The 24,678-nt window shown below is 62.8% G+C and carries 23 protein-coding genes; 10 read left to right on the top strand and 13 right to left on the bottom strand.

The window, feature by feature from the left end; all coding sequences use genetic code 11:
- Positions 1 to 9 precede the first annotated feature (9 nt).
- Complete coding sequence (locus HJB89_RS03730) at positions 10 to 1,020, bottom strand: LacI family DNA-binding transcriptional regulator (RefSeq protein ID WP_221116692.1); 1,011 nt, start codon at positions 1,018 to 1,020, stop codon at positions 10 to 12.
- Positions 1,021 to 1,356: 336 nt separating this feature from the next.
- On the opposite strand from HJB89_RS03730, the gene HJB89_RS03735 reads away from it, so the two are divergent.
- The 5 genes from HJB89_RS03735 (at position 1,357) to HJB89_RS03755 (ending at position 7,873) form a co-directional block, all read left to right on the top strand.
- A complete protein-coding gene (locus HJB89_RS03735; RefSeq protein ID WP_221116693.1) occupies positions 1,357 to 2,340 on the top strand; it encodes a sugar ABC transporter substrate-binding protein in 984 nt (327 codons plus the stop codon).
- 281 nt (positions 2,341 to 2,621) lie between these two features.
- Positions 2,622 to 4,142 carry a sugar ABC transporter ATP-binding protein gene (locus HJB89_RS03740; RefSeq protein WP_207582595.1) on the top strand — a complete coding sequence of 507 codons (1,521 nt, stop codon included), beginning with the start codon at positions 2,622 to 2,624 and terminating at the stop codon, positions 4,140 to 4,142.
- Positions 4,126 to 5,154: an ABC transporter permease gene (locus tag HJB89_RS03745; RefSeq protein ID WP_207582596.1), complete on the top strand. Its 1,029-nt coding sequence runs from the start codon at positions 4,126 to 4,128 to the stop codon at positions 5,152 to 5,154. The genes HJB89_RS03740 and HJB89_RS03745 overlap by 17 nt, the downstream gene beginning before the upstream one ends.
- 62 nt (positions 5,155 to 5,216) lie before the next feature.
- Positions 5,217 to 6,164 carry a glutathione synthase gene (gene gshB, locus HJB89_RS03750; RefSeq protein ID WP_207582597.1) on the top strand — a complete coding sequence of 316 codons (948 nt, stop codon included), beginning with the start codon at positions 5,217 to 5,219 and terminating at the stop codon, positions 6,162 to 6,164.
- A gap of 176 nt (positions 6,165 to 6,340) precedes the next feature.
- Complete coding sequence (locus HJB89_RS03755) at positions 6,341 to 7,873, top strand: YifB family Mg chelatase-like AAA ATPase (protein WP_221148960.1); 1,533 nt, start codon at positions 6,341 to 6,343, stop codon at positions 7,871 to 7,873.
- Between the two features lie 151 nt (positions 7,874 to 8,024).
- Here HJB89_RS03755 and cysK read toward each other — a convergent pair whose 3' ends face one another.
- Positions 8,025 to 8,987, bottom strand: a complete 963-nt coding sequence (cysK, locus tag HJB89_RS03760) for a cysteine synthase A (RefSeq protein WP_221148961.1) — start codon at positions 8,985 to 8,987, stop codon at positions 8,025 to 8,027.
- A 144-nt stretch (positions 8,988 to 9,131) separates the two neighbouring features.
- Entirely contained in the window at positions 9,132 to 9,749 is a 618-nt protein-coding gene (locus tag HJB89_RS03765) for a LysE family translocator (protein WP_221148962.1), read from the bottom strand.
- Between the two features lie 233 nt (positions 9,750 to 9,982).
- On the opposite strand from HJB89_RS03765, the gene HJB89_RS03770 reads away from it, so the two are divergent.
- Positions 9,983 to 10,501 (top strand): Dps family protein, encoded by a 519-nt coding sequence (locus HJB89_RS03770; protein ID WP_207582601.1) that lies wholly within the window; start codon positions 9,983 to 9,985, stop codon positions 10,499 to 10,501.
- A 101-nt stretch (positions 10,502 to 10,602) separates the two neighbouring features.
- Here HJB89_RS03770 and HJB89_RS03775 read toward each other — a convergent pair whose 3' ends face one another.
- Positions 10,603 to 11,517 carry a DMT family transporter gene (locus HJB89_RS03775; protein WP_221148965.1) on the bottom strand — a complete coding sequence of 305 codons (915 nt, stop codon included), beginning with the start codon at positions 11,515 to 11,517 and terminating at the stop codon, positions 10,603 to 10,605.
- Positions 11,518 to 11,614: 97 nt separating this feature from the next.
- On the opposite strand from HJB89_RS03775, the gene HJB89_RS03780 reads away from it, so the two are divergent.
- The gene (locus HJB89_RS03780; RefSeq protein WP_221148968.1) at positions 11,615 to 12,079 is read left to right on the top strand and encodes an Lrp/AsnC family transcriptional regulator; all 465 of its coding nucleotides are present in this window, start codon (positions 11,615 to 11,617) and stop codon (positions 12,077 to 12,079) included.
- Positions 12,080 to 12,155: 76 nt separating this feature from the next.
- On the opposite strand, the gene HJB89_RS03785 is transcribed toward HJB89_RS03780, so the two are convergent.
- Complete coding sequence (locus HJB89_RS03785; protein ID WP_221148972.1) at positions 12,156 to 13,055, bottom strand: GNAT family N-acetyltransferase; 900 nt, start codon at positions 13,053 to 13,055, stop codon at positions 12,156 to 12,158.
- Positions 13,055 to 13,525: a dUTP diphosphatase gene (dut, locus tag HJB89_RS03790; RefSeq protein ID WP_207582604.1), complete on the bottom strand. Its 471-nt coding sequence runs from the start codon at positions 13,523 to 13,525 to the stop codon at positions 13,055 to 13,057. Before dut ends, HJB89_RS03785 begins: the two co-directional genes overlap by 1 nt.
- 90 nt (positions 13,526 to 13,615) lie before the next feature.
- Between dut and HJB89_RS03795 the strand changes: the two genes are divergently transcribed.
- The gene (locus HJB89_RS03795) at positions 13,616 to 15,199 is read left to right on the top strand and encodes a peptide chain release factor 3 (RefSeq protein WP_207582605.1); all 1,584 of its coding nucleotides are present in this window, start codon (positions 13,616 to 13,618) and stop codon (positions 15,197 to 15,199) included.
- 28 nt (positions 15,200 to 15,227) lie between these two features.
- Here HJB89_RS03795 and HJB89_RS03800 read toward each other — a convergent pair whose 3' ends face one another.
- Complete coding sequence (locus tag HJB89_RS03800) at positions 15,228 to 16,121, bottom strand: LysR substrate-binding domain-containing protein (RefSeq protein ID WP_221148975.1); 894 nt, start codon at positions 16,119 to 16,121, stop codon at positions 15,228 to 15,230.
- 114 nt (positions 16,122 to 16,235) lie between these two features.
- Here HJB89_RS03800 and HJB89_RS03805 point away from each other — a divergent pair, with 114 nt between their 5' ends.
- Positions 16,236 to 16,943: a glutathione S-transferase family protein gene (locus HJB89_RS03805; protein WP_221116699.1), complete on the top strand. Its 708-nt coding sequence runs from the start codon at positions 16,236 to 16,238 to the stop codon at positions 16,941 to 16,943.
- Positions 16,944 to 16,999: 56 nt separating this feature from the next.
- On the opposite strand, the gene HJB89_RS03810 is transcribed toward HJB89_RS03805, so the two are convergent.
- From HJB89_RS03810 to HJB89_RS03830, 5 genes are all read right to left on the bottom strand, one after another.
- Positions 17,000 to 17,419: a GFA family protein gene (locus HJB89_RS03810; protein ID WP_207582608.1), complete on the bottom strand. Its 420-nt coding sequence runs from the start codon at positions 17,417 to 17,419 to the stop codon at positions 17,000 to 17,002.
- Between the two features lie 114 nt (positions 17,420 to 17,533).
- Positions 17,534 to 19,063 (bottom strand): S10 family peptidase, encoded by a 1,530-nt coding sequence (locus tag HJB89_RS03815; protein WP_221148977.1) that lies wholly within the window; start codon positions 19,061 to 19,063, stop codon positions 17,534 to 17,536.
- A 95-nt stretch (positions 19,064 to 19,158) separates the two neighbouring features.
- Positions 19,159 to 20,451: an MFS transporter gene (locus tag HJB89_RS03820; protein WP_221116701.1), complete on the bottom strand. Its 1,293-nt coding sequence runs from the start codon at positions 20,449 to 20,451 to the stop codon at positions 19,159 to 19,161.
- Complete coding sequence (locus HJB89_RS03825) at positions 20,448 to 21,125, bottom strand: FadR/GntR family transcriptional regulator (RefSeq protein WP_207582611.1); 678 nt, start codon at positions 21,123 to 21,125, stop codon at positions 20,448 to 20,450. The genes HJB89_RS03820 and HJB89_RS03825 overlap by 4 nt, the downstream gene beginning before the upstream one ends.
- A gap of 316 nt (positions 21,126 to 21,441) precedes the next feature.
- Positions 21,442 to 22,353: a pirin family protein gene (locus tag HJB89_RS03830; protein WP_071084535.1), complete on the bottom strand. Its 912-nt coding sequence runs from the start codon at positions 22,351 to 22,353 to the stop codon at positions 21,442 to 21,444.
- 247 nt (positions 22,354 to 22,600) lie between these two features.
- Here HJB89_RS03830 and HJB89_RS03835 point away from each other — a divergent pair, with 247 nt between their 5' ends.
- The gene (locus HJB89_RS03835; RefSeq protein ID WP_207582612.1) at positions 22,601 to 23,413 is read left to right on the top strand and encodes a class II glutamine amidotransferase; all 813 of its coding nucleotides are present in this window, start codon (positions 22,601 to 22,603) and stop codon (positions 23,411 to 23,413) included.
- 6 nt (positions 23,414 to 23,419) lie between these two features.
- Here the strand turns inward: HJB89_RS03835 and coaBC are convergent, their stop codons facing one another.
- Positions 23,420 to 24,625, bottom strand: coding sequence for a bifunctional phosphopantothenoylcysteine decarboxylase/phosphopantothenate--cysteine ligase CoaBC (gene coaBC / locus HJB89_RS03840; RefSeq protein WP_221116703.1), 1,206 nt, complete (start codon positions 24,623 to 24,625; stop codon positions 23,420 to 23,422).
- Between the last annotated feature and the right edge of the window lie 53 nt (positions 24,626 to 24,678).

Here is a 24,678-nt window from a genome sequence, read left to right on the forward strand (position 1 = left end):
GGGTGTGCGTTAATCCGGCTGGGGCGGGGCGGTGGTTTCCCCGTTTAGAACCTCGCATGCAAACAGGATCGGATTGTCGAGTTCGGGCGCGGTCTGCTTGTTCAAAAGAACGGCCACCGCAGCCGCGGCCACGTCTTGAATCGGCTGCTTTACCGTCGTCAGCCGCGGCGTCGTCATGCTGGCGAGCGGGATACCGTCGAAGCCCATGATGGAAAGGGCGGCAGGGACCGGGATTCCCAGGTCATGCGCGGCCCGCATGCAGCCGATTGCCTGCTGGTCCGAACTTGCAAAGATCGCCGTCGGCCGCTCGTTGCGGGCCCGGGCCAGAAGGTAATTCCCCGCCGAACGACCGCTCTCATAGTCGAAAGCCGCCTCGGCAATCAGGGGCGGCCCTGCCGTTTTTGCGCCGCCGTCCATCTGCTCCAATGCGTCGAGATAACCCATGAGGCGGTCATTGGCGGGGACGGAATGCCCAGGCCCTGAGATGAAGCCGATGCGGCGATGCCCAAGCTTGACAAGATGCTCGACGCCAAGGCGAACGCCATTGCGGTGATCGGCGGCAATGCCGGAATATCCTGGCATCAGACGGTCGACGACGACGATCGGCAATCCCTTCGGCAGCTTGATCGTATGGAAATCATTGCTCGGAACGAGGATGATGCCGTCGACCTTACGGCTCGTCAGCTGCTGGATGCGATCGGCTTCCTTGGCGGCATGATCAAGGGAGGTCATGACGATGATATTGTAGCCGTGATTGGCCGCCGCTTGTTCCGCCGATTGCACGAGTTCCGAGAAGAACGGATTGGTCAGATCCGGAATGACGATGCCGATCAGGCGGCTGACCTTGCTGCGCATGCTTCGCGCCGACGGGTCGGGCATATAGCCGAGGTCTTTGATGATCCCGGTGACGCGTGCCCGCAACTCCTTGGTCACCGAGGGATGGTCGTTCAAAACCCTCGAAACGGTGCCGGTGGAAACTCCCGCAAGCGTGGCAACCTCTCTAATCCCGACCTTTGACATGACAGAAACAGTTGCCCTTCATCTTTGCCTTCGCAAGACGCCCGAGGGCGCATGACTGCGGCTTCCAGCTAATGGTCTTTTCCGCCCCAGTCAAAGGGCTGCGCGTCACTCATCATGGCCGTCTCTCATAGCATGAAGGCAGTGCATCACTCAATGGAACCGGTTCATCATACACGTCACTAAAGGGAAGAAAATTGCCGCTTCTTTGAGCTGCTTGCCTCATCAAAGTCATCTTGACAATTCCTAGGGGCGTGTTACCCAGTGCGTGTTGGAAACGGTTCATTTGCCGCGGGCAACTCAGATGGAGCTGAGCCCAGAGCCGTTCGGGAGGAAAAAATGTCCAATTCTAAGCGTGAATCCGTCTTGATCAATGCACCGCGCCGTGCGGCCCTGAAGCTCGGCCTCGCCGGCACATTGGTGCTGGCGCTGTCCTGCAGCGTGTCGCCTGCCTTTGCGGCCGAGAAGCCGAAGGTCGGCTTGATCATGAAATCCCTGTCGAATGAGTTCTTCAAGCAGATGAAGGCCGGCGCCGACAAATATGCGGCCGAAAACAAGGACAAGTTCGACTTCAAGGCCGTCGGCATGAAGGACGAGCGTGATTTCGCCTCGCAGGTCGATGCCGTCGAGAACTTCGTCACCCAGAAATACGATATCATCGTTGTGGCGCCGGCCGATTCAAAGGCAATGGCCACGCCGCTGGCAAAGGCGGTTAAGGCCGGCGTCAAGGTCATCAACATCGACGTGCCGCTTGATGCCGGTGCCAAGAAGGCAGCCGGTATCGATCTGGCGTTCTTCGGGCCAGACAACAAGGAAGGCGCAAAGCTTGCGGGCGATGCGCTTGCCAAGGACCTCGGACCCGGCGCCAAGGTGGTCATCCTCGAGGGCAACCCCGAGGCCGACAATGGCAAGGAGCGCAAGGAAGGCTTCATGGGTTCCATCAAAACCGGCAAGCTTGAGCTTCTTGACAGCAAGACCGCCCATTGGGAGACGGAGGAAGCCAACACCGTCATGACCAATTTCCTGACGAAATATAAGGATATCAAGGGCGTCATGGCCGCCAACGACTCCATGGCCCTCGGCGTCGTCAAGGCTCTCGATGCGGCCGGCCAGGCCGGCAAGATCAAGGTTGTCGGCTTCGACAACATTCCGCCCGTTCAGCCGCTGATCAAGGATGGCAAGATGCTCGCCACCGTCGAACAGTACGGCGCGCAGATGGCGGTCATGGGCATCGACTATGGCATGCGGGAACTTGCCGGCGAAAAATTCACCGGCTGGGTCAAGACCGACGTCAAGCTCGTCACAGCAGCCGATCTGAAATAATCGGGATTACCGACGACAAGGCAAAGAGGCGCCGGCTTGCTGTCGGCGCCAACGACTACCAACCGATCGACGCGTTGATCGCTCCGGAAGAGGCTTGTTTCGAGCCTCTCCGATGCGCCTTTCGTGGAGGATCGCCTAGAGCGCTTCAGCTTTTGATGGAAGCGCAGAACCGCTCTAGCTTTTTGTTTTTACGCAATTCCCGGCAAAAGCACTTCGCGCTTTGCCTGGGAAAACCGCTTCACACTTTTCCTGGAATTGCTCCAATCGTGCATGAGGTCGACGTGTCAGACGCAGCAGATGACGATATCCTGAGACTGGAAAGGATCGGCAAGCGCTTCCCCGGCGTCGTGGCCCTCAAGGATGTCTCGATGCGGATCAGCCGCGGCAAGGGGCACGTTCTCCTGGGCGAGAACGGTGCCGGAAAGTCGACGCTGATCAATCTGCTCGGCGGCGTCTTCAGGCCGGATGACGGCCATATTCTATTTGACGGCAAACCTTACCATCCCTCCTCGCCGCTGGAGGCGTTCAAGGCCGGCATCCGCGTCATTCACCAAGAACTGCACCCGCTGTCCAACCTGACGGTTGCCGAAAATCTCTTGTTTGAGCATCTGCCGCGCCGATATGGCCTGGTGAACTATAAGGCGATGAACGCCAGGGCGGCCGAACTCCTCGAAGAGGTCGGTCTCGACGTTGCCCCGACGACGCTGGCAGGCAGCCTCAGCGTCGCGCAGCTGCAACTGGTCGAGATCGCCAAGGCGCTTTGTTACGAAAGCAAGCTTCTCGTTCTCGACGAACCGACGGCAACTCTGACCTCCAAGGAGGTCGATCGCCTCTTCGAAATTCTGAAGCGCCTGAAGCGGCGTGGCGTCACCACGCTCTATATCTCACACCGGCTGGAGGAGATCTTCGACGTCGGTGACGACGTGACGGTGCTGCGCGACGGCCAGCATGTGATTACCCGTCCGCTGGCGGGATTGGCTATCCCTGACATCGTCGAGCTGATGGTCGGGCGCAAGCTTTCCGATCACGGCATTTTTAAAGGCGACAGCATCGTATCTGGCGAAGCGCTCGGCGTTTCCGGCCTGAAGGTGAACCGCAACAGCCCGGAACTGTCCTTTTCCGTCGCCAAGGGCGAAATCGTCGGCATTGCCGGCCTTGTCGGCAGCGGCCGCACCGAGGCGGTTCGGGCTCTCTTCGGCGCCGACGTCAAGGCATCCGGCGAAATCCGTCTGAATGGCGAGCTGGTCGAAATCAATTCGCCGAAGGATGCCGTTGCGGCCGGGCTGTGCCTGGCAACCGAAGACCGCAAGATGCAGGGCCTGATGCTCGACATGAGCTGCGCCCAAAACTCCACGATAACCGATCTCGCCAAGATCTCCCGCAACGGCCTGATCAGCGGCAAAGCGGAGGATGATCACGCCCAGCGCCTGGTGCGCGAGCTGCGGATCAAGACGCCCTCCATCCATCAGGCCGTCAGGACCTTTTCCGGCGGCAATCAGCAAAAGGTGGTCATCGCCAAATGGCTGTTCCGCGGCCCCAAGGTGCTGATCTTCGATGAGCCGACCCGCGGCATCGACGTCGGTGCGAAGGCCGAGATTTATGAGCTGTTGTGGAAATTTGCCGCCGAAGGAAAAGGTGTGCTGGTGGTATCTTCGGATCTGCCGGAGCTGATCGGCATTTGCCATCGCATCATCGTTTTCTCCGACGGCAAAATATCCGGCGAAATCGCTCGCGAACAATTTGACGAGAGCAGGATCCTGTCGCTCGCCTACAAGGAGTACAGTCGTGTCCGCCAACATTGAAAAACAGACCGAGGCAAAAGAGGCGCGCTTCTGGGACAAGCTTATCCGGATCTCGATGAAGGAGGCGGGCGTCGCCATCGCCCTCATTCTGATCCTGGCGTTTTTCTCGGCGACCGCGCCCTATTTCGCGACGCCGGAGAATTTCCTGAAGATCTTCGTGCAGATTGCCATCAACACCGTGCTTGCTGCGGGCATGACCTTCGTCATCCTGGTCGGCGGCATCGATCTTTCGGTCGGCTCGCTGCTTGCCCTTTGCACGGTGATCGGCGCAACGATCATGATCAATCCGATGTTTTCGCCATGGCAGGCGATTATTCTCGCTTGTCTTGCCGCGATGGGCACCGGCGCTGTGCTTGGCGCCGTCAACGGCTGGATCTGCGAGAAGTGGAAGCTTCCCTCCTTCATCGTCACGCTCGGCATGCTCAACGTCGCCAGCGGCCTGGCGCGCGTCGTCAGCGACAATTCGACTATCACCGGCCTGCCGCAGCCTTTCGTCGATTTCGGCAACCTGATCTTCTGGGGCATACTCCCATCGATCTTTTTGATTGCGGTCGTCGTCGTCCTCATCGGCTGGTTCGTGCTGCGTTATACCGTCTTCGGCCGTTTCGTCTTCGCCATCGGCACCAATGAAGAGGCCGTTCGGCTCTCGGGACATCAGCCGAAAAAATACAAGATCGCGGTCTTCACCATTTCCGGGCTGACCGCCGGCATCGCCGCCATGGTCTATCTGCTCCGCCTCAATGTCGGCAGCCCGGTTGCCGGCATCGGTTATGAGCTGAATGCCATCGCTGCCGTCATCATCGGCGGCACCAGCCTCTCGGGCGGCAAAGGCTCGATCATCGGCACGCTGGTCGGCGCCTGCATTCTGCAGGTCCTGTCGACCGGATTGCAGCTTCTCGGCGCCGACGACAATATCAAGCCGATCGTCATCGGCGCCGTCATCGTGCTTGCCGTCATTCTCGACAGCTATCGCGGCCGGCTGATGCGGATCCTCGAAACGCGAAGCCCTTGATTGGCCGTTGCGTTTGATATCTCTCCGACCTACATCTGTCCGGCATTCAGCGAGGGACGGAAATGGCCAAGATCACCAATGTAGCGGTCCAGATGGACCATGTCGCCGGCATCAATATTGCAGGTGACTCCACCTTCGCCATGAGCCTGGAAGCGCAAGTGCGCGGCTACAGGCTATTCCATTATACGCCCGAGCGCCTGAGTTTTCGCGACGGCAAGCTCTATGCCAGCGTCGAGCCGATGCTGCTGCGCGATGTCAAGGGCGATCACTTTGAACTCGGCGCGCCGGAGCGCGTCGATCTTTCGACCATGGATGTCGTGCTGCTGCGCCAGGACCCGCCCTTCGACATGGCCTATATCACTTCGACGCATCTGCTCGAGCGCATCCACCCGAAGACGCTGGTCGTCAACGATCCGGCCTGGGTGCGCAATTCGCCGGAGAAGATCTTCGTTACCGAATTCGCCGACCTGATGCCGAAGACGCTGATCACCAAGGATGCCGCCGAAATCCGCCGCTTCCGCGACGAGATGGGCGACATCATCTTGAAGCCGCTCTACGGCAATGGCGGCGCCGGTGTCTTCCATTCGACCCGCGACGACCGCAACCTATCGTCGCTGCTTGAGATGTTCGGCCAGCTTTTCCGCGAGCCCTTCATCGCCCAGCAATATCTGCCCGACGTGCGCAAGGGCGACAAACGCATCATCCTGGTCGACGGCGAATTTGCCGGCGCCATCAACCGCGTGCCGGCCGAACATGACAGCCGCTCCAACATGCATGTCGGCGGCCGCGCCGAGGCGACTGAGCTGACGCCGCGCGAACAGGAAATCTGCGACCGCATTGGCCCAGCGCTCAGAGAACGCGGCTTCCTGCTCGTTGGCATCGATGTGATCGGCGATTACATGACCGAGATCAACGTCACCTCGCCCACAGGCATCCGCGAGGTCAAGAAATTCGGCGGCGCCGATATCGCCAGTCTGCTCTGGGATGCGATCGAGCGCAAGCGCGGCTAAGCTTGGCGCGCGAGCCACCCGCGCCTGCTATGACCGGGCACAACTCCGGTCACAGTCTACATCTGACTATGTTCCCATCGTGTTCTTGTTTTATTCCTGTTTCCATGCCAGATTGCAACTGCTGGCCCGGAAGGGTTGCGGGCGGTATAAGAGTTTGCGGGCAGGGGGATGGGTTTATGGTCGCGCGTGTCAGTACGGTGGCATTTCAGGGCATCGAAGGTGTGCCGGTCGAGGTCCAGGTCATGGTCGCTCCCGGCAAAGTCGGCATGCAGATCGTCGGCCTGCCTGATAAGGCGGTGGCCGAAAGCCGCGAACGTGTGCAGGCCGCCCTTCACGCCTCCGGCCTGGCGCTGCCGGCCAAGCGGGTGACCGTCAACCTGGCGCCGGCCGATCTGCCGAAAGAAGGCTCACATTTCGACCTGCCGATCGCGCTGGCGCTGATGGCGGCGCTCGGCGCCATCCCTGCCGATGCGCTGGCGGAGTATGTCGTCGTTGGTGAACTCAACCTCGACGGCACGATTGCCGCCATATCGGGCGCGCTGCCGGCGGCGATCGGCGCCAATGGGCTCGGCAAGGGGCTGATCTGCCCGGCCGAAAGCGGCGCCGAAGCCGCCTGGGCCGGCGCCGAGGTCAATATTCTCGCACCCCGCAGCCTGATTGCCCTTGCCAATCATTTCCGCGGCACGCAGGTGCTCACCCGACCGGAGGCATCGATCCGCGCCAATGCCGCCAACCTGCCGGACCTTGCCGAGATCAAGGGCCAGGAAAGCGCCAAGCGGGCGCTCGAGCTAGCAGCCGCCGGCGGCCATAATCTCTTGATGGTCGGCCCTCCCGGTTCCGGCAAGTCGATGCTGGCGTCAAGACTGCCGTCGATCCTGCCGCCGCTCTCGCCCGCCGAGCTGCTCGAGGTTTCGATGGTCCATTCGATCGCCGGCCAGCTCTCCGGCGGCAAGCTTTCCGACCGCCGGCCTTTTCGCACGCCGCACCATTCCGCCACCATGGCCGCCCTCGTCGGCGGCGGCATCCGCGCCCGGCCGGGCGAGGCCTCGCTTGCCCATCACGGTGTGCTCTTCCTCGACGAGTTTCCCGAATTTACCCCGCAGGCGTTAGATGCGCTGCGCCAGCCGCTCGAAGGCGGCGAATGCGTCATCGCCCGCGCCAATCACCGCGTCTCCTATCCGGCGAAATTCCAGCTGATCGCAGCGATGAACCCCTGCCGATGCGGCATGGCCGGCGAGCCCGGCCATACTTGCGCCCGTGGCCCGCGCTGCATGAGCGATTATCAGGCCCGCATCTCCGGCCCGCTGATGGACCGCATCGATATCCGCATCGACGTGCCGGCCGTCTCCGCCGCTGATCTGATCCGGCCGATGGCCGCTGAGGCCAGCGCCGACGTCGCCCGCCGCGTCGCCCGCGCCCGCGAGATCCAGCAGGAGCGCTTCGAGGCCGCCGGCGCAAAGGGCATCGGCACCAATGCCCGCTGCTCCACCGCAATGATCGAGAAACTCGCCGAACCCGATGCCGGCGGCCTGCAGCTGCTGCGCGACGCCGCCGAAAAGATGAAATTCTCCGCCCGTGGCTACCACCGCGTCCTCAAGGTCGCCCGCACCCTCGCCGACCTCGACGGCAAACCGACGGTCGGCCGCCTCCATCTCGCCGAAGCGATTTCTTACCGCATTGCAGGGGAGAGGTTGACGGCGGCGGCGTGAGGATAGAAGCGAATAGGAAGTAGCGAATAGCGAATAGTTAAGTGCCTTGCCCGTCACCAAGCAGGCCTTCATCCTATTCGCTATTCGCTATTCGCTATTCGCTATTCGCTATTCGCTATTCGCTATTCGCGCTATTCGCGCTATTCGCTATTCAGCTACCCAGCCCTTCAAACAGCGCCGTCGACAGATACCGCTCCGCGAAGGACGGGATGATGATGACGATGTTCTTGCCGGCGTTCTCCGGACGGCTGCCGACTTTGATGGCGGCGGCCAGCGCCGCGCCCGAGGAGATGCCGACCGGCACGCCTTCGAGCCTTGCGACGAGGCGCGCCTGTTCGAAGGCCTCGTCGTTGGTGACGGTGACCACTTCGTCATAGATGCCGGTATCGAGGATTTTTGGGGCGAAGCCGGCGCCGATGCCCTGGATCTTGTGCGGGCCGGGATTGCCGCCGGAGAGGATCGGTGAATCGGCGGGCTCGACGGCGATGATCTGGATCTCGGGTTTGCGGCTCTTCAGCACCTGGCCGACGCCGGTGATCGTGCCGCCGGTGCCGATGCCCGAGATGAGGATGTCGACCGTGCCGTCGGTGTCGTTCCAGATTTCCTCGGCCGTGGTCTTGCGGTGGATCTCGGGATTGTCCGGATTTTCGAACTGCTGCGGAATGACCGCGTCGGGAAGCGACCCTGCCAGTTCCTCCGCCTTGGCGATGGCGCCCTTCATGCCCTTCGGTCCCTCGGTCAGCACCAGCTCGGCGCCGAGCAGCGCCAGCATCTTGCGGCGCTCGACCGACATGGTTTCCGGCATGGTCAGGATCAGCCGATAGCCCTTGGCGGCGGCGGCAAAGGCGAGCGCAATGCCGGTGTTGCCGGAGGTCGGTTCGATCAGCACCGTCTTCCCCGGCGTGATCTTGCCCTGCGCTTCCAGGCCTTCGATCATCGCCACGCCGATGCGGTCCTTGACCGAGGCGATCGGGTTGAAGAATTCGAGCTTGCCGATCAGGTTCGCCACCACGCCCTTTTCCCGCGCCAGCTTGTCGAAGCGCACGAGCGGCGTGTTGCCGATGGTCTCGGTGATCGAGGAATAGATGCGGCCGCGGCCGGGCTTGTGCGACATGAGTGCCTCCCTTTGAAATCCTGCTTCTGAAATCGAGGAGGAGAATAGGGTCAAAGACCTGAAGAGGCCAGACCGCGTTCACCCCGGGGGAGCAGGGCGCGGAGAAAAAAACCTTTGAAAACCGGTTCTTGCCGAATGTTTATTTCAGGCGGCCCGGGTGGCGATGAAGGCTGCCGTGCCTGCCAGGATGCCGGCGGCAACCCGGTTCAGCGCCTGCAGGGCGCGCGGTCGCTTCAGCATCGTGCGGGCCCGCGAGGCCAGCAGCATATAGGGCACCAGCACGGTGATCAGCACCACGAAGGTCACTGCGAGCAGCATCGCATAGTCACGCAGCCCGATATTGCCGATATCGATCAGCGTCGGCACAAGGGCGACATAAAACAGCATCGTCTTCGGATTGCCGAGCGTCACCAGCAGGCCGGAGAGGAAGGATAGGCCGATATTGCTGGATTTCTTCGCCGCGATGTCCTGCGGCAGCAGTCCCGTCGTCCAGAGTTTCCAGGCGATGTAGCCGAGATAGGAGGCGCCGCCGATCTTGATGACGATGAACACTTCGGTGAAGGTCTGCGCCACGAAGGCAAGGCCGAGAATGACCGCGGTGAGATAGGTCATGTCGCCAAGCACCAGGCCGAGGCCCATGAAAAAGGTCTCGCGGAAATTCGAGCCGAGCGCGCGGGCGACGATCGCGGTAATCCCCGGTCCGGGGATGGCGGCTGCGATGAACAGCGCTCCGGCATAGGTGATCAGGGCTGCGAGGCTCATCGTTGATATCCACTGGATTGCGCGAGCTCTCTATAGGCGCGTGTTGCGCCGTCATCAATGCTTCGGCGCTAATCGGTCCATGACCATAAGGAATAGGTCTGCTGAACGATAAGCCACTTGGAAAGCGATCCGGCCTTGCTAGTTCTCTCTCTGCACGCGCGCCATCGGCACCCTTTGCGCTTCCCGAAAAGACCGGCGGCGCCGTCGAGATTTCATCACCAAGGAGAAAATGAATGTCCTCTTCATCAGCCGAGACCCGCAGACTTTCGCCGCTCAAGACGCCCTCCACCCTGCCGACCAATGCCGTCACCGATATTTCGGCGGCGCTGACCGCGCTGCTTGCCGATGTCTTCACCCTTTATATGAAAACCAAGAACTTCCACTGGCATATGTCCGGCCCGCATTTCCGCGACTACCACCTGCTGCTTGACGAACAGGCAGAGCAGATCTTCGCCATGACCGACGACATTGCCGAGCGCGCCCGCAAGATCGGCGGCGTGACGCTGCGCTCCATCGGCCAGATCGCCCGCCAGCAGCGCATAACCGACAATGACGCGGATTTCGTCACGGCCGAGGACATGCTGTCGGAACTGCGCGAGGACAATGGCCAGCTCGTTTCGCTGCTACGCGAGGTGCATGGTCTCTGCGACGAGCATAATGATGTCGCGACCGCCAGCCTGATCGAGAACTGGATCGACGAGGGTGAGCGCCGTACCTGGTTCCTGTTCGAAACGACGCGCCGCCAGAAGTAAGACCGGCAAACCGGCGTGCCGGCCATCGATGCTGGCGCGCCAACGCATCTCATCAGGAAGTGTGCAGCGGTTCCATGCGAACGCGCTTTGGGTCTCAGCTCTCAGCTCTGGACCGCCCGCGGCCGCAGCCATCTTGGGCTCCAGCCGAGGTTCATGCCGGCGGCGGCAAGCAGGATGATTGCGCCGCCCGCGATCTGCATCGGCTGCAGCGCGTGGCCGAAGGCCAGCCGGTCGACGAGGATCGCCGCGATCGGATAGAGGAAAGAGAGGGCGCCGGTGAGATGCGTCGGCAGCCGCTGGATCGCGCCATAGAGCAGCACATACATCAGCCCGGTATGAACGACGCCGACGGTGATAAGGATCGCCCACGTCCCCACATCCGCGGGTGGATGCGAAAAGTCGGTCATCGGCGCCAGCATCAGCATGCCGGTCGCGACCTGGATTAGCGCGATAAGATGCGGCGGCGTGCCCTTCAGCCATTTCGCGGCAAGCGCTGCGAGCGCGTAGAAGAAAGCCGCGCCCAGCGCCATCAGGATACCGAGGCCGTAGCCGTCGAGCGCATCGCCGCTTCCACCTGGTTTCCCCTGAACGATCGCTATCATGCCGGCGAAGGCGAGCACCAGCCAGAACAGCTTGGTCGCGGTGATCTTTTCGCCGAGAAACAGCGCGCCGAGCACCAGCAGCATGAAGGGCTGGGTGTTGTAGACGGTCGTGGCGACCGAGATCGTCGCATGCGAGTAGGAGGCAAACAGCAGCAGCCAGTTCAAGACGATGGCGACGCCGCCGAAGACGGCGATGCCGAAGGTGTGCAACGTGAGGATGCCGGGCCGCAGCAGCCCGAGGGCGCCGCAGATGACGAGCAGAGTGAGCGCGCCGAACAGGCAGCGCCAGAAGACCACGCCGCTGACCGGCTGGCCCGACATCACGACGAACCAGCCGATCGTCCCCGAGATCAGCATCGCTGCCGTCATTTCCGCCGTGCCTCTTCTGATGTCGCTGCTCATGATTGCCTCCATTGTTGGCATCAGAATATTGAAGTGGCCGGCAATATTATATAATGATAAGAAGGAAGATGATCGCTATTGCCTAATCATGATAGGAAAAGATGACACCATGGCTAATGATGCGCAATCGCTCGACGATACCGATCAGGCCATGCTCGAAGCCTTGGCCGGCAATGCACGTATTTCGCTGAAGGAACTGGCGCAACAGGTGGGGCTCTCCTCGCCGAGTGCTGCCGAGCGTCTGCGGCGGCTGGAGGAGCGCGGCGTCATCAAGGCCTTCACCATCGATCTCGACCCCGCCGCCGTCGGTTATCCCCTGCAGGCGATCGTCCGCGTGCGCCCGCTGCCGGGACAGCTGCACATCGTCGAGCGCATCATCCAGGAAATTCCCGAAATCGTCGAATGCGACAAGGTGACCGGGGAGGATTGTTTTGTCGCTCGCCTGGTCATCCGCTCGATGGCGGAGCTCGACGGCCTGCTGGACAGGGTCGCCGAACGGGCGGAAACCAACACCGCGATGATCAAGGCCTCGCCCGTCAAGCGCCGCCTGCCGCCGCTGTCACGGAAAAAGTAAAGTCGGCGAACGAGTGCATGTCGCCCGGAAGTGTGCAGCGGTTCCGGGATAACGACATGCATCAAAACAAAGAGCTTTAGAAATCCGCCATCGGCGACAGCATCGCCGGAAAGTGCAGGGCCTCATCGCCGAGCCCACGCAGCATCAGCACTGTGCCGCTTTCCACCGGCTGCGGCGCACCCGCCCAACCGAGCTTGTCGGGACGGAAAAACACCTCGACGGCGGCGGAGGCGATGTCGAGCCCGCCGAGGATCGCGGCAAGCGTCGGGATCTCCGTCGCCACGACATCGAGAAGGTTGAAGCGGCCCGCCGCATCCATCTTCCAGGCGATCGCAGCCTGCTGGTCTTCCAGCAAGCTGACGCGGACATCGGCATCGAGCTGCGTATTGATGAGAAACATCGCCGCATTGACGGTCACCGAGAGCGACGTCGAAACCGGGCTTCGTGCTTTCAGCAGCGATTGCAGCAGGGCGAGATCGTCGGCATTGCTCGGCGCAAGCAGCCGGGAGGATCCGGCGAAAATCGAGGGGTCTGGTGCCGCTCCCTCATATCGATGCTGCGGTATCGCGCGGAAACCGTAGGCTTGGTAGAGCGACGGTTTGTCGGTGTAGAGAATGACGGCTTCAAAACCCTGCCGCTCGCACCAGTCGAGCGCCTTCACCGTCACGTCGCGGTAGAGCCCGCGGCCGCGCCATGGTGGCCGCACCGCACCCGATTGCAGCCCGGCAGCATGGACGATCCTGCCGTTGAGGACGAAGGGCAGCGCAAAGGCTGAGATATTGGCCGCAAGTGTGCCCTCGGCATCGAACCAGCCGAACGGCATGCTGGTGGGATCGGGTCCGCCGAGTTGCAGCAGCGGGCCGATATCGATGCCGAAAATATCATCTAGCAGGCAGACCAAGGCCGCCCAGCCGGCCGGGTCGCCGAAGTAATCCTGCCGGAAGGTGAGGCCCGCGCTGTCGGGGGGCTTATTCATCACACGCCGGTAGAGCCGAAGCCGCCGGCGCCGCGCATTGTCTCGCTTGCCGCGGCACTCTCGGCCACCCGCGCCTGGGTCACCGGCGCGATCACCATCTGGGCGATGCGCATGCCGCGCTCGATAATGAACGGTTCGTCGCCGAGATTGGCGAGCAGTACCTTCACTTCGCCGCGATAGTCGCTATCGACGGTGCCCGGCGAATTCAGGCAGGTGATGCCGTGTTTGAAGGCAAGGCCGGAGCGCGGCCGCACCTGGCCCTCGAACCCCTCGGGGATCTCGAAGATGAAGCCGGTTGGCACCAGCGCTCGTTTGCCGGGCAGCAGCGTCAGTGGTGCTGCCGCGTCGACGGCGGCGCGCAGGTCCATGCCGGCCGCCCCCTTGCTTTCATAGGCGGGCAGATCAAGGCCTTCGCCGTTGGCCAGGCGGATGAGGTTCAGCGTCGGTCTCACATCGTGATGAATGGTCATGGCCCATTACTTTGCGCCCTCAGCGCCGAGGTCAATTGCAAAGCCGGGCTTTAATCGTTAGATACGCGGCAATTCCACAGGATTCACAGTATGGCCGAAAGTCTCGCCGAGGCGGTTTCCCGCCGCCGCACATTCGCTATTATCGCCCACCCGGACGCGGGCAAGACGACGCTCACCGAAAAGCTGCTGCTGTTCGGCGGCGCCATTCAGCTTGCCGGCGAAGTCAAGGCGAAGAAGGATCGCATACAGACGCGCTCCGACTGGATGAAGATCGAGCGCGAACGCGGCATCTCCGTCGTTACCTCGGTGATGACCTTCGAATATAACGACAATGTCTTCAACATCCTCGACACGCCGGGCCACGAGGATTTCGCCGACGACACCTATCGCACGCTGACCGCCGTCGACGCCGCCGTCATGGTCATCGATGCCGCCAAGGGTATCGAGCCGCGCACGCTGAAGCTCTTCGAAGTCTGCCGCATGCGCGATATCCCGATCATCACCTTCATCAACAAGATGGACCGCGAAAGCCGCGATCCCTTCGAGATCCTCGACGAGGTGGAAGAGAAGCTGGCGCTGGATACGGCGCCGATCACCTGGCCGATCGGCCGCTCGAAGACCTTCTGCGGCTCCTACAATATTGCTGCCAACACGGTGCGCGGCTCGGATACCGAAATCGAGGGAACGCCGGTCAACGGTCCGCAGAGCGTTGCCGGCCGGCTGCCGGAAAACGAGCGCCAGGTCTTCGTCGAGGAGACGGAACTGGCGATCGAGGCCTGCCGCCCATTCGACCGCCAATCCTTCCTGGAAGGCCATATGACGCCGGTTTTCTTCGGCTCGGCGCTGCGCAATTACGGCGTTCGCGACCTGATCGACGCGCTCGGCGATTTTGCGCCGCCGCCACGCGACCAGGTCGCCGATACCAGGACGGTGCACGCGACCGACGACAAGATGACGGCCTTCGTCTTCAAGATCCAGGCCAACATGGATCCCAACCACCGCGACCGCATCGCCTTTGCCCGCATCTGCTCCGGCAAGCTCGAGCGCGGCATGAAGGCAAGGCTTGCCCGCACCGGCAAGCAGCTCGGCCTGACGGCGCCACAATTCTTCTTTGCCTCGCAGCGCCAGCTCGCCGACACCGCCTATGCCGGCGATGTCGTCGGCATTCCCAACCACGGGACGCTCCGCATCGGCGATACGCTGACCGAAGGCGAATCGCTGGTCTTCCAGGGCGTGCCGAACTTCTCGCCTGAAATCCTGCGCCGCGTGCGCCTGGAAGACGCGATGAAGGCGAAGAAGCTCAAGGAAGCCCTGCAGCAGATGGCCGAAGAAGGCGTCGTCCAGCTGTTTTCGCCGGAAGACGGTTCACCGGCGATCGTCGGCGTCGTCGGCGCCCTGCAGCTCGACGTCTTGAAGGAGCGGCTGATGGCCGAATACGGCCTGCCGGTCTCCTTCGAAACGTCGCGTTTCTCGGTCTGCCGCTGGATCTCGGCCGATCAGCCGGCCGATCTCGAAAAATTCCTCACCGTCAAACGCGGCGATATCGCCCGTGATCTCGACGGCGATCCGGTCTTCCTCGCCCAGGACGGTTTCTCGTTGCGCTACGAGTCGGAACGCCATCCGGCCATCAAGATGGTCGCCATCAAGGAATATCACGCCGCCAAGGCGGCGTGATACCCAAAGCCATTCTTATGACGCGGTTCTAGCCGGCCAGCCGTTCCGCCAAAAAATCGACGACGGCGCGCACCGCCGGCAGTTGGCCACGCCGGTGCGGCATCAGGATCGTCGTTTCGATGCTGCCGGCCGTCCATTCCGGCAGCAGCCGCAGCAGCCGCCCTTCTGCCATCGCCTTCCGGCAGACCGATGTCGGCAGGCAGGTGATGCCGAGCCCGGCCGCCGCCGCTTCCATCAGCACACAGGGTTCATCCGCCACCATGACGGACTGCAGTGTAATCAGCGCCTCTTCGCCGCTATCGCAATAGAGCCGCCATTGATTGTCGGTCAGGCTGGTCATGATCGTGGCATGTTGCGCCAGCTCTTCCGGCCGGCGTGGTTCGCCATGGGCACGGATATAATCCGGCGACGCGAGAATGAAGAAAGGATGGCTGGCAAGCTTGCGCTGCACCAGCGCCGAATCCGGCAGCGGCGCGCGGTGACTGCGCAGCGCGATGTCGAAGCCTTCCTGGACGATATCGACGAAGCGGTCGGTCACATGAACGGAAAGCCGGAGCTTTGGATAGCGTGCCGCCAGCGCCGGCAGATGCTCCGTCAGGGTGAACTGCGCCGTCGGCACCGAGGCGGTCAGGCGAACGCTGCCGGCCGGTTCGGCCAGATGCCGCCGCACGATGCCCTCGGCCATCTCCGCCTCGATGATCGAGGCCTGGGCGTGCTGAAAGAATTCTCGGCCGAGCTCGGTCAGCGCGAAGCTCCGTGACGTGCGCTGAATCAGCCGCACGCCAAGCCGTCCCTCCAGCTCCGCGACCCGCTTGCTGACGGTCGATTTCGGAATGCCGAGATGTCTCGCCGCGGCCGTGAAACCGCCACTGTCGACCGCCTGCACGAAGAGATGCAGGTCGTTGAGGTTGAAAAGCGCCATGACCATCTTCCAGGATTATAGACATTGGGATGCATTTATAGCCTCTACCGCAAGATCGTCCACATCTGCACATTGATCGCGTCCAAACGGGCTCAATTCTGAAAGGAACGATTGATGTCACCCATATTGTTTTACGGCGTCCCGGAAGGCTGCTCCTTCGGCTCGATCGTCGCGCTGGAATGGTCCGGCCTGCCCTACCGGCTCTGCCGCGTCGAGATGCCGGAAATGGTCTCCAGCGATGAATACCTCAGGATCAACCCAGTCGGCGAAACGCCGTCGCTGTTGCTTGAGGATGGCAGGGTCATCAGCGAAAGCATGGCGATCCTCCAGCATATCGGCGCCCGCGCAATCGGCAGCGGTCGGGGTTTTGCGCAGGGGTCGGAGGATTTCGATCGCCTGAACCAGATGCTCGCCTTTCTCAACACCAGTTTCTTCAAGGCTTTCGGCCCGCTCTGGTATGCCTTCGAACACCCGCTGGAGCCGCAGCAGAAGCAGGCGCTGGCGGCCTATGGCATCGCCGCGGTCGAAAAGGCCCATCATACGCTGGAACGTCTGCTTGATGGCCGCGAATGGCTTCTCGGCAACGGCCCGAGCCTGGCCGACGCCTATTTCGTCGGGATCGCCCGCTGGAACGATTTTCACAAGGTCGTCGACCGGCAGCAGTTTCCCGGCCTGCATCGCCTCTATGAGCGCATGCAGCAGCAGCCGGCCGTGCGTTTCGCCCAGGCGATCGAGCACCGGCAGGAGGTTAAAAGCAGTGGCGGTTTCCTCGGCGAGGTCGATCTGACCGAAGCGCTCGGCCTGTTGAAGCAGGCGGCCTGAACCCGGTGGCCATCGCATCTCAGGGTGCGATGGCCGCTGCCCGAATAGTCTGCAGCCTAAACGTCCTTGCCGCGTTGGTCCTCGCGATCGGATCGTGGCAGCGGCTCGATATTCTCCACCCAGGGCAGGGCCGACCGGCACCATATCTGTTTCCTCGGTTTGAGGTCTCGCCGCTGATCGATGCCGCCGACGCGGATGCCGATCGCGCCGCCGTCGCCATCGGTGCGATAGAGCGGCGAGCCGCAATTCGGGCAGAAGAATTGACGGCTGAGGCGGCCGCTGTCGCCATATTTGCTGTAGCTGCGCGGTTCACCTGCTATGAGCGCGAAGCTTTGCGGCCGCGCCGGTGCGGTGATGCGATAGGCGGAGCCCGTCAGCCGCTGGCAATCGGTGCAATGGCAGATCGAGACCCGCTCCGGATCGATTTCCGCCTGATAGCGGATCGCCCCGCAATGACAGCCTCCGGTGATATGCATCGGCAAGTCCTCAAAGCATGTCGCAAAAGTGTACCGCGGTTTTGCGACGAAGACATGCGGAAAAACAAAGACCTGAAGCGTGGGCCAAGCGAATCTGAATGATCGCGCCACGCTTTAGTCTGCCGGCTGCGCGGCCGGGGGTGTGGCGTAGAAGGCCTTGGCATCCGCCGTGAAGGCGGCCCGCTGATCGGCATTCGTGTAGAACATATGCCCACCGCGATAAAGTTTCAGCCCGACGCGGCCGTCGGTGAGCGAGGGCGGCAGGTGGTCGACCACATAGCGGCTGACGCCGTAAGGCGTCACCAGATCGCTGTAGCCATGCGCGATCAACAGGTGGAAGGCCGGGTTTGAGGCGAGCAGCTGCCGGATGTCGTCGGTGGCACTCGCCTGGAGGCGCGATCCGCCGCCGCGCCCGCCGCCCCATTCCCAGCGCCGGCTGATATCACTGTCGAGCAGCGAATAGGTCATCTCTGTTTTGAAGCCGAGGGCGTTGCGGGCGTAGTCGGCAAAGGCGCCGCCATAGGCGCGGGTGAAGCCGTCGAGGATGGCGTCGTCGCCCCGGTCGTAATCCGATTCCGGATAGGGATCGGGGGTGGCAAAGGCGGCGTCGTAGGGGCTCATCACTTCGCCGCTGCCGGCGGAGTGTTTGACGAAGGAATTGCCGAGGAAGCCGCGGTTGCGAGTGACGATATCCTCGGGGATGCCCGTCAGCCCTGCGATCCTGCGATAGAAGGCGGCCGCCTCGGCGCCTGTCGGCGGCGGACCGGCGAGCGTCGTCAGATAGTCGCCCAGCGCGAAGGTTTCGGCCTCGCGCTGCTTCTCTTCGTCAAAGGCGTTGTGCCGGTCGAGTTCGGCTGCCGCCAGCGACGGCAGCTCAAGTGCTGCGCCGAGCGCGAACTGGTCGGCATTGAACATCAACTGTCCCTCAAGCAATGGCGAAAGCATCACCGCGCCGGCGACGATGATGCCCTGGCTTTCCTGCAGCGTCGAAGCGACCTTGGCTGCGCGGAAGCCGCCGTAACTTTCGCCGAGAAGATATTTTGGCGAATTGGAACGGTTGTTGTGCGCGGCATAGAGCGCGATCGCCTTGGCAATGCTCTGGGCGTCTGAGTTGACATTGTAATAGTTGGAGGCGTCGTCGATCTTTGCGGTCCGGCTCCAGCCGGTGCCGATCGGGTCGATCAGCACGAGATCGGTGAAATCCAGCCAGCTTTGCGGGTTGTCGACCAGTTTCGCATGGGCGCCGTCACGGGCCTGAGGCCCGAAGTCGAGCACCTCAGGCCCGACCAGCCCGAGATGCAGGAAGGCGGACGCCGCACCCGGCCCGCCGTTGAAGGCAAAGGTCAGCGGCCGGTCCGGCCCTCCGTCTTTCGCGACATAGGCGGTGTAGAAGATCGCGCCGGTCTGCGCGCCGTCCTGGCCGAAGAGATCCAGCGTGCCGGCGGTTGCAGTATAGGCAATCTTTCGGCCGCCGATCGTCAGTTCGTGCTCGGTGACGGAATCGGCCGGCAGCAGCTTCAGCACGCCGTCGCGCGCACCGCTCTCGACATTCGCCCGGCCTTCGCCGTTTTCCTGCGCGGGGGAAAGGCCAGGAGCCAGCGACGTCGCAAGCGCGGCAAGCAGAAACAGAGTTCGTAGGCGCAAGATGTCTTCTCCGGCGGTGGATAATGCGGGCTGAGATAGCGTAGCATCCGCCGCCGGCGACCGGCATCAAGAGATGGTGATGGGCCGGTGAGGGCTCAACTGGCCTTCTCCACCGCATGGACGTTGATCTCGACCGACCGGCCGGCCTTCCAGCCGTTGATCGCGGCTCCGAGCCCGAGCGCGACGAAGAGGGCCGCACACCAGGAAAAGCTGCCGGTCCAGTCGCGGATGAGCCCGACGATAAGCGGGCCGATGGCGGCAAGCAGGTAACCGACGCATTGCGCCATGCCGGAAAGATGGGCGGCGACATCGGGATCGCGCGAGCGCAGCACGATCGTCGTCATCGCCGCCGCGATCAGCCCGCCTTGGCCGATGCCCTGCAGCACCGCCCACAGCCAGACGGTCGACAGCGGCGCAAACAGCAGGCCGAGCAGGGCGGTGACGGCGACACCGCAAAGGCTCGCATTGATCAGCCGCTGGTCTTTGCCGCGCACGGCGATATGCGGGACGATGAGGCAGGATGTTGCCTGCACCATTACCGACAGCGAGACGATCGCCCCGGCGGTGACGCCGTCGAGGCCGCGTTCGCGCAGGATCGGAACCAGCCAGCCGAAGACGCAATAGGCAAGCGCCGATTGCAGTCCCATGAACAGCGTCACCTGCCAGGCGAGCCGGTCGCGCCAGAGGCCCTCGACGCGGAAACCGTTTCGCCTGGCCTGCCTGCCGCTGCGCAGAACCTGCGGCAGCCAGAGCAGGCTGACGATCAAGGCGGGTAGGGCCCAGGCGGCTAGTGCGCCCGCAAGAGAGCCGCCGAGCGCGTGTTCGATTGGCAGTGTCAGCCCGGCCGCACTGGCCGCACCGGCGCAGAGCGCCATCGTGTAGAAGCCGGTCATCAGCGCGGCGCGCCCGGCGAAATCCCGTTTCACCAGCCCCGGCAACAGCACGTTGCCGACGGCAATGCAGGCGCCGGCCAGCGCAGTGCCGATGAACAGCAGCGGCACCGAGGAAAACCCGCGCAATGCAGTGCCGAGGGCCAGAAGCAGGATAACGCCGAGCAGCGTGCGTTCCGTGCCGAGGCGCTGGGCAAGACGCGGCGCCAGCGGCGAAAAGGCGCCGAGACAGACGACCGGAAGCGTCGTCAGCAGGCTGGCGCCAAGCGCGCTGAGGCCAAGCTCCGCGCGGATTTCCGGCAGCAGCGCCGAGGCGCTCGAAAAGACCGGGCGCAGGTTGAAGGCGATCAGCACCAGGCTGGCGCCGAGCAGGAAGCGACCTGCGGCGCCGCGCACCGGTGTTGCCTGTGGCGGTGGCAGGCTGCCGGCCTCGGCGTCGATCAACAATTCGTCGGTCGCGTCAAGCGCGGTGATGGCATCGGTGGACGGTGTGGTCATGACAGGATCATCCGGTCGAGGGCGGCAAGAACCGGCGCCATGAAGCGGCGCACCGCCGCGTCCGCTTTGTCGGGATCGCCGGTTTCGATGGCGTCGACGATATCGGCATGCGCTTGCATATCCGGTTCGGGAATATCCCTGCCGAGTGTGGCGGCGATGGTATCGGCGATCGAGGCCGAGAAGAAATCGTAGATCTCGATCATCGCCCGGTTGCCGGAAGCGGCGATGACGGCCTTGTGGAAGGCAAGGTCGCGCTCGATGAAGGCGGCCTGGTTGCCGCCGTCGTAATTGCCGCGTTCGGCAAGCAGCCGGCGAAGCTCGGTAACCGTCTCCGGTCTTTTGCGCACCGCCGTCAGCCGGGCGGCTTCGACGTCGAGCGCCAAGCGCGCCTCGAACTGGTCGCGCAGGCTGGCGCGCCGCGCCATCGTCAACGGCCGGCCGGCATCGCTGGTCGCGCGCACATAGGTTCCCGAACCCTGGCGGGTTTCGAGATAGCCTTGGGAGACCAGCACCCGCACCGCCTCGCGCACCGTGCCGCGGCTGACCGACAGCATGGCCGACAGCGAGGCTTCGTTGGGTAATTTCTCGCCGACCGCCCAGCGCTTGCCGAGAATGTCGCTGCGGATCGCCTCGACAGCGTCATCGGCGAGATTGGTCCTGCTGATTGCGTGCATCCCACTACTCATAAAGTCATCAGATGACTTTATGAGTAGTGGGATTTCGATTATCCGTCAACGGTCTCAAATCAGGGCAATAAAAAAGGGCCGCCTCGGCGACCCTTTCCATGAGTTTGGCCTCAAACGGGCCCGGACTGTCTATGCAGCCCCAGGAAGGCGGGGATTAGTGCGAGGGCTGCCTCGCTTTCATCAACTCTCCCATGCCCGTTAAGAGGTCCGAAATCTCATTAGACATTGGATCACCTTCCTTTCGTTCTGTTGCTGATAGCTCAAAGGTAGGCCGATTCTTCGCAGATGCAAGAGAGAAATGCGATCAATGCGCCGCCTTGATGAAGGTGCCGTTCTGCAGCTCGCGCATCGCCTGCATGATTTCCTCGCGCGAATTCATCACGATCGGGCCGTGCCATGCGACCGGCTCCTCGATTGGCTTGCCTGATACAAGCAGGAAACGGATGCCCTGGTCCCCCGCCTGCACCGTCACTTCGTCGCCGCTGTCGAAGACCACGAGCGTGCGGTTGCCGGACATGTCGCGAATGTTCAACTCCTCGCCGTCGACTTCCTTCTCGACGCGCACGCCGAAGGGTTTCGACGCATCGCGAAAGGTGCCGGAGCCGGCGAAGATATAGGCGAAGGCGTTGCGGTAGGTGTCGACCGGCAGACGCTTCTTCTTGCCGGGCGGCACCGAGACGTCGAGATAGATCGGCTCGGCGGCGACGCCGTCGACGGGACCGGCCTTGCCCCAGAAATCGCCGCAGATCACCCGCACGGCCGTGCCGTCATCATCGACGACGACAGGGATGTCGGCGGATTTGACGTCCTGATAGCGCGGCGCCGTCATCTTCAGCGAGGAGGGCAGGTTTGCCCAGAGCTGGAAACCGTGCATGCGGCCGGCGAAATCGCCCTTCGGCATTTCCTGGTGCATGATGCCGCTGCCGGCCGTCATCCACTGAATATCGCCGGCGCCGAGCAGGCCACGGTTGCCAAGGCTGTCGCCATGCTCGACGGTGCCGGCAAGCACATAGGTGATCGTCTCGATGCCGCGATGCGGGTGCCATGGGAAACCGCGAATATATTCCGCCGGATTGTCATTGCGGAAATCGTCCATCATCAGGAACGGATCGGTCATCGCAGGATCGCCGAAGCCGAAGACGCGGTGCAGCTTCACGCCCGCGCCTTCCATGGTCGGTGTGGCGGTACTTTCATGTTTGACGGGTCGGATCGACATGGCGTCCTCTTGAAGGTTCAACTTGGCGGCAACTATAGCGGCCCGGCCGCCAAGCGCGAAGCCTGCCCAGCGGACAACGCAGTGTTCACAAAAGAACACAGGCTTTCGCCGAATTTGAACATCCGAGGCGCCACGAAACCGTCATCTTGCGCTTGCAGACCGGCGGCGCGTTAAGCTGTTATTAGCCGCGACGTCAGACAATTTCAGCATGCCCGCCGATGCGGCGGCGGGTCGGAGCAAGAAAGCCATGTGTCGCTGGGCAGCCTATCGCGGAGATCCTCTCTATCTCGAGGAGCTGGTATCCTCGCCTGCCCATTCGCTGATTGAGCAGTCCCATTGCGCCACCCGCGCCAAGACGGCGACGAATGGCGATGGCTTCGGCATCGCCTGGTATGGCGACAGGCCGGAGCCCGGCCGCTACCGTGATATCCTGCCGGCCTGGTCGGATTGCAATCTGAAGAGCCTGGCGCGGCAGATCCGTTCGCCGCTCTTCCTCGCCCATGTCCGCGCGGCTACAGGCGGCGGCACGCGCCGCGACAATTGCCACCCCTTCACCCACGACACCTGGTCCTTCATGCACAACGGCCAGATCTCCGGTTTCGAGCGCCTGCGCCGGCCGATGGAGGCGATGCTCGACGACGAACTGTTCAATGCCCGCGGCGGCACGACCGATTCCGAGTTGATGTTCCTGCTGGCGCTGCAATTCGGCCTGCGTGAGGCGCCGGTGGCCGCAATGGCTGAAATGGTCGGCTTCGTCGAGGATCTGGCCGAAAGCGTCGTCGGTTCGATCCTGCTGCGCTTTACCGCCGCCTTCTCCGACGGCAACACGCTCTATGCGATCCGCTATGCCACCGATCGCAAGGCGCCGACCCTCTATGCCTCACCTGTCGGCGCCGGCTATTGCCTGGTGTCCGAGCCGTTGAACGACGATGGCGATGCCTGGGCCGAAATTCCGAATGGCAGCGCCGTTACCGTCAGCAAAAACGGCATCGACGTCGCCGACTTCCGGCCGGGAAAGCGAAGTGCAGCCAAGCCGCAGCGCGTGGCTATTCCCGCATAAAGCGCTTTAGCGGAAACTTTCGGCGATCAGCGCCGCCAGCCTTTCGGCAACCTCTTCCTTCGCCAGATCAGGCCATTGCTCGACGCCGTTGCGGCGTATGAGTTTGACGCTGTTGCGGCTGCCGCCCATGATGCCGGTGGCCGGAGAGACGTCATTGGCGACGATCAGGTCGGCGCCCTTGCGCTCGAGTTTCGCCTTCGCATTGCTTTCCACATCTTGTGTCTCGGCGGCAAAGCCGATCACCAGTTTCGGCCGCATCGTATGATGGCCGACGGTTTTCAGGATGTCCGGATTCTCGGTCAGCGCCAGCGTCGGAATGGATTCGCCCGGATGTTTCTTCAGCTTCTGGTCGGCGGCCGAGGCCACTCGCCAGTCCGCCACCGCCGCGACCATCACGGCGATATCGGCCGGCAGCGCCGCCAGCACGGCATCGCGCATTTCTTCCGCCCGCTCGACATGGATGACGTTGACGCCGACGGGATCGGCGATCGTCACCGGCCCCGAGACCAGCGTCACCTCCGCCCCAAGCCTGGCAAGGGCTGCGGCGATCGCATGCCCCTGCCGGCCGGAAGAGCGGTTGGCGATGTAGCGCACCGGATCGATCGGCTCGTGCGTCGGTCCCGACGTGACTATCGCCTTGCGTCCCTTGAGCGGCTTTTCTCCGTCGTCGAGCATGGTTTCGGCGGCCGCGACGATCTCCAGCGGTTCCGCCATCCGGCCGAGCCCCGCCTCCCGGCTCTCCGCCATCTCGCCTGCCATCGGCCCGACGAAGCGGACGCCGTCGTCCCTGAGTCTTGCCGCATTGCGCCGCGTCGCCGGATGCGCCCACATGCGGGGGTTCATCGCCGGTGCGGCCAGCACCGGCCTCTCCGTCGCCAAAAGCACGGTCGAGGCGAGATCGTCGGCAAGCCCGTTCGCCATCTTCGCCAGCAGGTCGGCCGTGGCGGGGGCAATGAGCACGAGATCGCAGTCGCGCGCCAGCCGGATATGGCCGACATCCTGCTCATCCTGGCGCGAAAACAGATCGAGGAAAACGTGGTCGGCTGCAAGCGCGCCGACGGCCAGCGGTGTGACGAATTCCTGGGCGCCTTTGGTCATCACCGGGCGCACGCTGGCGCCGCGCTCGCGCAGCCGGCGGATCAGATCCAGGCTCTTATAGGCCGCGATGCCGCCGGAGATGATGAGGAGGATGCGTTTGCCGCTGAGAGCCATGGCTTTCTACCCGTCGCCTTTTTCTGACCCTAAGCCTTTGGCGGAGAACATGC

The sequence above is a fragment of the Rhizobium sp. NZLR8 genome (genome assembly GCF_019685025.1).
Lineage (GTDB): Bacteria > Pseudomonadota > Alphaproteobacteria > Rhizobiales > Rhizobiaceae > Rhizobium.

What these genes read in the sequence shown, in the direction of transcription:
- HJB89_RS03730 (WP_221116692.1), bottom strand. Translation starts at nt 1,020, where the DNA reads ATGTCAAAGGTCGGGATTAGAGAGGTTGCCACGCTTGCGGGAGTTTCC.
- HJB89_RS03735 (WP_221116693.1), top strand. Translation starts at nt 1,357, where the DNA reads ATGTCCAATTCTAAGCGTGAATCCGTCTTGATCAATGCACCGCGCCGT.
- gshB (WP_207582597.1), top strand. Translation starts at nt 5,217, where the DNA reads ATGGCCAAGATCACCAATGTAGCGGTCCAGATGGACCATGTCGCCGGC.
- HJB89_RS03755 (WP_221148960.1), top strand. Translation starts at nt 6,341, where the DNA reads ATGGTCGCGCGTGTCAGTACGGTGGCATTTCAGGGCATCGAAGGTGTG.
- cysK (WP_221148961.1), bottom strand. Translation starts at nt 8,987, where the DNA reads ATGTCGCACAAGCCCGGCCGCGGCCGCATCTATTCCTCGATCACCGAG.
- HJB89_RS03765 (WP_221148962.1), bottom strand. Translation starts at nt 9,749, where the DNA reads ATGAGCCTCGCAGCCCTGATCACCTATGCCGGAGCGCTGTTCATCGCA.
- HJB89_RS03770 (WP_207582601.1), top strand. Translation starts at nt 9,983, where the DNA reads ATGTCCTCTTCATCAGCCGAGACCCGCAGACTTTCGCCGCTCAAGACG.
- HJB89_RS03775 (WP_221148965.1), bottom strand. Translation starts at nt 11,517, where the DNA reads ATGGAGGCAATCATGAGCAGCGACATCAGAAGAGGCACGGCGGAAATG.
- HJB89_RS03780 (WP_221148968.1), top strand. Translation starts at nt 11,615, where the DNA reads ATGGCTAATGATGCGCAATCGCTCGACGATACCGATCAGGCCATGCTC.
- HJB89_RS03785 (WP_221148972.1), bottom strand. Translation starts at nt 13,055, where the DNA reads ATGAATAAGCCCCCCGACAGCGCGGGCCTCACCTTCCGGCAGGATTAC.
- dut (WP_207582604.1), bottom strand. Translation starts at nt 13,525, where the DNA reads ATGACCATTCATCACGATGTGAGACCGACGCTGAACCTCATCCGCCTG.
- HJB89_RS03795 (WP_207582605.1), top strand. Translation starts at nt 13,616, where the DNA reads ATGGCCGAAAGTCTCGCCGAGGCGGTTTCCCGCCGCCGCACATTCGCT.
- HJB89_RS03800 (WP_221148975.1), bottom strand. Translation starts at nt 16,121, where the DNA reads ATGGCGCTTTTCAACCTCAACGACCTGCATCTCTTCGTGCAGGCGGTC.
- HJB89_RS03805 (WP_221116699.1), top strand. Translation starts at nt 16,236, where the DNA reads ATGTCACCCATATTGTTTTACGGCGTCCCGGAAGGCTGCTCCTTCGGC.
- HJB89_RS03810 (WP_207582608.1), bottom strand. Translation starts at nt 17,419, where the DNA reads ATGCATATCACCGGAGGCTGTCATTGCGGGGCGATCCGCTATCAGGCG.
- HJB89_RS03820 (WP_221116701.1), bottom strand. Translation starts at nt 20,451, where the DNA reads ATGACCACACCGTCCACCGATGCCATCACCGCGCTTGACGCGACCGAC.
- HJB89_RS03825 (WP_207582611.1), bottom strand. Translation starts at nt 21,125, where the DNA reads ATGCACGCAATCAGCAGGACCAATCTCGCCGATGACGCTGTCGAGGCG.
- HJB89_RS03830 (WP_071084535.1), bottom strand. Translation starts at nt 22,353, where the DNA reads ATGTCGATCCGACCCGTCAAACATGAAAGTACCGCCACACCGACCATG.
- HJB89_RS03835 (WP_207582612.1), top strand. Translation starts at nt 22,601, where the DNA reads ATGTGTCGCTGGGCAGCCTATCGCGGAGATCCTCTCTATCTCGAGGAG.
- coaBC (WP_221116703.1), bottom strand. Translation starts at nt 24,625, where the DNA reads ATGGCTCTCAGCGGCAAACGCATCCTCCTCATCATCTCCGGCGGCATC.